The sequence below is a fragment of the Pseudomonas sp. GM74 genome (assembly GCF_000282455.1).
In the GTDB taxonomy this organism is placed as follows: domain Bacteria; phylum Pseudomonadota; class Gammaproteobacteria; order Pseudomonadales; family Pseudomonadaceae; genus Aquipseudomonas.
The window spans coordinates 1-5,735 of record NZ_AKJG01000179.1; the positions used below are offsets into that span (position 1 = coordinate 1).

General features: G+C 61.7%; 6 protein-coding genes. 2 read left to right on the forward strand and 4 right to left on the reverse strand.

Going from position 1 to position 5,735, the window contains the following annotated elements; genetic code table 11:
* Window positions 1-93 precede the first annotated feature (93 nt).
* From PMI34_RS00040 to PMI34_RS00030, 3 genes are all read right to left on the reverse strand, one after another.
* A complete protein-coding gene (locus PMI34_RS00040; RefSeq protein WP_008054320.1) occupies window positions 94-1,902 on the reverse strand; it encodes a monovalent cation:proton antiporter-2 (CPA2) family protein in 1,809 nt (602 codons plus the stop codon).
* Between the two features lie 106 nt (window positions 1,903-2,008).
* On the reverse strand, window positions 2,009-2,614 hold the full coding sequence (locus PMI34_RS00035; protein ID WP_008054321.1) for a DJ-1/PfpI family protein: 606 nt from the start codon (window positions 2,612-2,614) through the stop codon (window positions 2,009-2,011).
* Between the two features lie 120 nt (window positions 2,615-2,734).
* Entirely contained in the window at window positions 2,735-3,808 is a 1,074-nt protein-coding gene (locus PMI34_RS00030; protein WP_008054322.1) for a sensor domain-containing diguanylate cyclase, read from the reverse strand.
* Between the two features lie 172 nt (window positions 3,809-3,980).
* On the opposite strand from PMI34_RS00030, the gene PMI34_RS00025 reads away from it, so the two are divergent.
* On the forward strand, window positions 3,981-4,319 hold the full coding sequence (locus PMI34_RS00025; protein WP_008054323.1) for an FKBP-type peptidyl-prolyl cis-trans isomerase: 339 nt from the start codon (window positions 3,981-3,983) through the stop codon (window positions 4,317-4,319).
* Between the two features lie 3 nt (window positions 4,320-4,322).
* On the opposite strand, the gene PMI34_RS00020 is transcribed toward PMI34_RS00025, so the two are convergent.
* Entirely contained in the window at window positions 4,323-5,354 is a 1,032-nt protein-coding gene (locus PMI34_RS00020) for a D-cysteine desulfhydrase family protein (RefSeq protein WP_008054324.1), read from the reverse strand.
* 167 nt (window positions 5,355-5,521) lie between these two features.
* On the opposite strand from PMI34_RS00020, the gene PMI34_RS28540 reads away from it, so the two are divergent.
* On the forward strand, window positions 5,522-5,620 hold the full coding sequence (locus PMI34_RS28540; protein ID WP_443216139.1) for an MEKHLA domain-containing protein: 99 nt from the start codon (window positions 5,522-5,524) through the stop codon (window positions 5,618-5,620).
* Window positions 5,621-5,735 lie beyond the last annotated feature (115 nt).

Genomic DNA, 5,735 nt, shown 5'->3' on the forward strand with positions numbered 1-5,735 from the left:
CCCGCTCCCACAGGGATTGCGGGCGACCGATTTACCCTGTGGGAGCGGGCTTGCCCCGGGCGGCGTTCCGACGATGGGGCCCGAATAGTCACCTCAATTCTTGCCCGCTTGCTCCTGCAGTTGATCCGACTCGAACAACCTGCCCAGTTCGACCCGCGCTTCCTGCGCCGTCTGCATCACTTTCACGGCGTCGTCGTACACCGCGTGCTGGGCTTCAAGCACCTCTTCGTCGTGCTGCTTGAAACGCTTGATCCGCGCATCCGCCTGGGCCTGGGTCAATCCCAGGCCGATCAGGGTTTGCCGGCTCATTTCCAGGCTCGAATGGAAGGTTTCGCGCACGGCGTGGGCGCCGACGTCCATCAGTCGATGCACGTGCTGGCGGTTACGGGCACGGGCGATGATTTTCATGTGCGGGTAGAGCTTGCGCACCAGTTCGGCGGTCTTGATGTTGGTGTCCGGGTCGTCGGTGGCGATCACGAAATACTCGGCTTCCCCGACCTTGGCCGCATTGAGGATTTCCGGGCGCATCGGGTCGCCGTAGAACACCGGTACGCCACCGAAGCTGCGGGACAGTTCGATGGTTTCCACCGAGGTGTCGAGGGCCACGAACTTGATGTTCTGTGCGCGCAGAATCCGCGCAACGATCTGACCCATGCGCCCCATGCCGGCGATCACCACCCTTGGCGCGTCGGCGTCGATTTCGCGGAACTTCTCCGGCACTTCCACCGGTTGCACCTTCGGGCTGACCAGGCGTGCGCAAAGCAGCAGCAACAGCGGCGTCACGGCCATGGACAGGGTGATGGTCAGCACCAGCAAGTCATACAGTTCGGTGGCGAACAACCCGTGGTCGCGGCCAATCTTGAACACCACGAAGGCAAATTCACCACCCGCCGCCAACACGATTCCCAGGCGGATCGCACTGACCTTTTTCAAGCCCCCGGCCAGGCGACCGACCAGGAACAGCAGCGGCAGTTTGATCGCGATCAGCAGCAGGGTCAGGCCCAGCACCGCCACCGGCATGCTCAGCAACAGGCTCAGGTTCGCGCCCATGCCGACGCTGATGAAAAACAGCCCCAGCAACAGGCCCTTGAACGGTTCGATCTGGGCTTCCAGTTCATGGCGATATTCGGAATCCGCCAGCAGCAGGCCGGCGAGGAAGGCGCCCAGGGCCATGGAAATCCCGACCAGCTCCATCAGCCATGCCGTGCCGATCACCACCAGCAACGCCGTGGCGGTGGAGACTTCTGGCAGCGCGGTCTTGGTCACCACGCGAAACACGGGCCGCAGCAGATAACGCCCGCCGATCACCACCACGGCGATGCTGGCCAGCACTTGCAGGCCGTGGTTCAGGTTTTCGCTGGCGGTTGTGCTGTGATCGCCACCGGCAAGCAAGGGCACCATGGCGATCAAGGGGATCGCGGCGATGTCCTGAAACAACAGGATCGCGAACGCCAGTCGCCCGTGGGGACTGGTCAGTTCCTTGCGTTCAGCCAGGCTTTGCAGGCCGAATGCCGTGGACGACAGCGCCAGGCCCAGGCCGAGGACGATGGCGGTGTTCAACGGCTGGCCAAACAGCCACAGCGCCACCACGCCAATCACCGTGCCAGTGAGCAACACTTGCGCCAGGCCCACGCCGAACACTGATTTGCGCATCACCCACAAGCGTCGCGGCGACAGTTCCAGGCCGATGATGAACAGCAGCAACACCACGCCGAGTTCGGAAATGTTCGCGACGCTTTGCGGATTGTCGATCAGGCCCAGCACCGACGGGCCGATGATCACTCCGGCAAACAGATAGCCCAGAACCGCCCCCAGTTGCAGGCGCTTGGCCAAGGGAACGATGAGCACGGCCGCCATCAGAAATACGACAGCGGCTTGTAGCAGGTTGCCTTCATGGGGCATGGGCGAAACTCCAGAACTCGACACAGCGGGGGCGTCAAGGATAAAGGCTGGGCTCGCCGAAGATCTACCGTGGGTTGCCGTTTGGATCTTTACAGTGACCTGGGTGTCAGATAAACGCCTCGATATGCGCCATCCCCCGGGCCACATACTCATCCTTCTCGCCCACCGGGGCGAAATTGTTCAGCACTTCCCGGGCTGTTTCGCGGCCTTTCAACCGGGCCAGGATCCACGCCGCGAGGTACGGCGACGCCAGGCAGCCACCCGCAGTGGCAATGTTGCCGTTGGCGTAGAAGGCCTGGTTGACGACATTGACCCCGGCTTCCACCACCCAGGGCTTGCTGATTGCATCGGTGCAGGCCGGGGCATCGCCGAGCAGACCGAGTCTGGCCAGCAGGAAGGTGCCGGAGCACTGGGCTGCCAGCAGTTGACGTGCGGGATCGAATTGCAGTTGCTCCATGATCCCGGGTGTGGCAGCCACTTCCCGGGTCTTGCGGCCACTGCCCACCAGCACTGCATCCGCCTGACAGGCCTCGACGAGATCGATGTGCGCATCGACGGTCAAACCATTCATCGAAGTGACCTGCGGCGTCGGTGACGCGATGGTCACGCGCCAATCCTTGTCCCCGAGCAGGGAAACCCGGCTGAGCATGCCGTATGCGATCAGCGAGTCCAGTTCGTTGAAGCCGTCAAAGGTCAGAATGGCAATGTGCATGGCGAACTCCGATGGGTTTTCGAGCAGCCTGTCCGGGTGCAATTCAAGGGTGCCGGTACAGTTTGAATGATTATTATGATAACAGTCATGTAACGCACCCGGGCACCCGTCGACGAAGCGCTATTCGCTGTGCGCCCGCACCACGCTCTCGGTGCCCAGCCGATACTGATTGTTGCCGCTGCGCTTGGCCTCATACATCGCCAGGTCGGCAATGTGCAGCAAGCGGTCGATGCTCGGCGCATGATCGGGGAATACGGCGACGCCGAGGCTGGTGCCGATGTGGCGCTGGTCGTTGCCGATGGTGACGGGCGGGGAGAGTTCGACGAAGATTTTCTGGCAGATGCTGCGCGCTTCGTCTTGCAGGTTTTTGCCCTGGGGCAGGTCCTGAAGGATGACCACGAATTCGTCGCCGCCGATCCGGGCGACGGTGTCGGTGCCGCGCAGAATGCGCTTGAGTCGTGTGGCGGTCGTGACCAGCACCCGGTCGCCGGCCGCATGACCATAATGGTCGTTGATGGCCTTGAAGCCATTGAGATCGACAAACACCAGCGCCACCCGCGTGGCACTGATGCGCGCCTGCGCCAGCGCTTCGGACAGGCGCTCTTCGAGCACCAGGCGATTGGGCAGGCCGGTCAAAGGGTCGTAATGGGCCAGGTGCTTGAGGTAGTTGGCCGAGGCCTTTTCTTCGGTGATGTCGCGTACCACGCCCATCATCTTTATCGTTTTGTCGTGGTCGTTCTTGACCACGTTACCGGTTTCCCGCAGCCAGCGGATCGTTCCGTCGGGCCAGACCACGCGGTATTCCTCGTCATGGTTTTCGCCGGTTTCCAGGCAACGCAGTTCACCGGCCCGCACCCTGAGCCGGTCGTCCGGATGCACACAGGAGCAGAACAGCGCGTAGGAGGGCGTCACTTCGCCGATCTTGAAGCCGAACATGCCGAAAATCGCATCTGACCAGTACAAGCGGTCGGTGTCGACATCCCAGTCCCAGGTGCCGATGCGGGCAAAGTACTGGCTGCGTTTGAAGCGCTCGGCGTCGCCGTCCTGATGGATGCTCTGGCCTTCGGACAGACTGGTGACGATGCTGCGATATTCGGCCAGTTGCTTTTGCAGCGAACGTTCGCGCCAGACCAGCACGACGATCAGGCTGAGCGTCGTTGAACCAAGGATGACGCTGGTCCAGAGCAGGATCATTCGGGGATGGCCATCAGGGCTGTGAACCGTAGGGGTGATAGTTGATTATTTTAGTTCAGCAAACCGCTTTGAACGCCGCGCGGGAGGCGGCAATGGTTGCCAATCGAGGGCAAATCTGGGAAAACGGCGCCCATCAGGCCCTTGAGGGCGAGAGAGCATACGAGTGAATTCAATGAATGACGAGCTTCAGGTAATCGATCTTCAACCAGGTGATGGAAAGGCCGCCGTAAAAGGCGCGCTGATCACCACCCAGTACCGTGGCTGGCTGGAGGACGGCACCGAATTCGATTCTTCCTACAGCCGTGGCAAACCCTTCCAGTGCGTGATCGGCACCGGGCGGGTGATCAAGGGTTGGGACCTGGGCATCATGGGCATGCAGGTCGGTGGCAAGCGCAAGTTGCTGGTGCCGGCGCACCTGGCCTATGGCGAACGCACCATGGGCAAGATCACGCCGAATTCGAATCTGATCTTCGAAATTGAATTGCTGGAAGTGCTGACGCGGGATGACTGACCGTCAGGCCTGAAAGGTTTCCCGGTACGCATACAGGCCGGGGGTGCCGCCGGTCATGACGAACAGCACGTTGTCCCCGGGGGCGAAGCGCCCTTGCTGCAAGTCGGCCAGCAAACCCGCAAAGGCTTTGCCACAATACACCGGGTCGACCAGCAGGCCTTCGGCACGGGCCATCAGGCGTACCGCGTCCTGCATGGCGGCGGTTGGCAGGCCGTAGCCGGCGCCCAGCTGGCTACCATCAATCACCATCCCGGCAGCTTGCACCTCGGCACTGCTGCCCAGGAGCACCAGTGTCTCGCGGGTCAATTGCAGGGTTCTCGCCGCTGATGAGTCCTGGTCCGACAACACCGAAAACGACTTGACCACCGACGTACCCCGTCCAAGCAACTGGAAACCCGCCGCCAGCCCGGCATGGGTCCCGGCGCTGCCGTTGGGGACCACCACTTGATTGAACCTCAGATCCAGTTCCGCCTCTTGCCGGGCGATTTCTCCTGCGCAGCGGGCATAGCCGAGGCTGCCCAAGGGGGTCGAACCACCCGTCGGCAGCACCATGACCTTGCGTCCGATATCCCGAAGCTGCGCGGCCCTGGCCTCGGCTTTGGCCAGTGAGTCGGTACCGCCGGCAAACACCTGCATCTGCGCGCCGAACAACTGGTCAAGCAGCACGTTGCCGTTGAGTTCGTAATCCACCTCGGCTTTGGCCACGGCCCGGGTCAGGAACAGCTCGCAGGCGATACCCAGCCGGGCACACACCGCGGCGGTCAGGCGCGCATGGTTGGACTGGATCCCGCCCACGGTAATGATCGTATCGACCCCGGCTTGCAGCGCCGCGCCGATATGGAATTCAAGCTTGCGCAGCTTGTTGCCGCCCCCGCCGATCAACATATGGTCGTCGCGTTTGAGAAACAGGCCGATTCCCTGCTTGTCCAGGCCCAGCAGTTGTTCGAGTCGCGCAGCCCGCTGAATGGGGGTGGGACCTTGCAGCAGGTCTGCCCGCGCAAAAACACTCAGGGACTTGTCCAGTTGGGTCTGCATCAATCGAGCCTCGTTGTTTACCATGGTAAAGGTGACTCTATGGAGAAACGCCAGCGGGATAAACGCACTGTCAGTCATGACTGTTTTAACCCGGTGTAACTAATCCTACCTGGCAGCAGGACTTTCAAGGAAGGCCGCATTGGATAGGCTGGACCGGGCTTGAGCGCCTGCATTGGTTGCACGCTCACGCGCCTTACAGTCTGCTGGCCCACGGTACTGAAGACGATCCTCTGTTCTTCTACGCCAATGAACAGGCGCTTGCCTAATGCCTATCAGTTAAGCGGTTATGCGATCTGTAGCAGCTGCCGAGCCCGCGAGGCTGCGTTCGGCTGCATGGCAGTCGTGAGTCCAGCTGACGTGGCCTGCCTGACGTACCGCGAT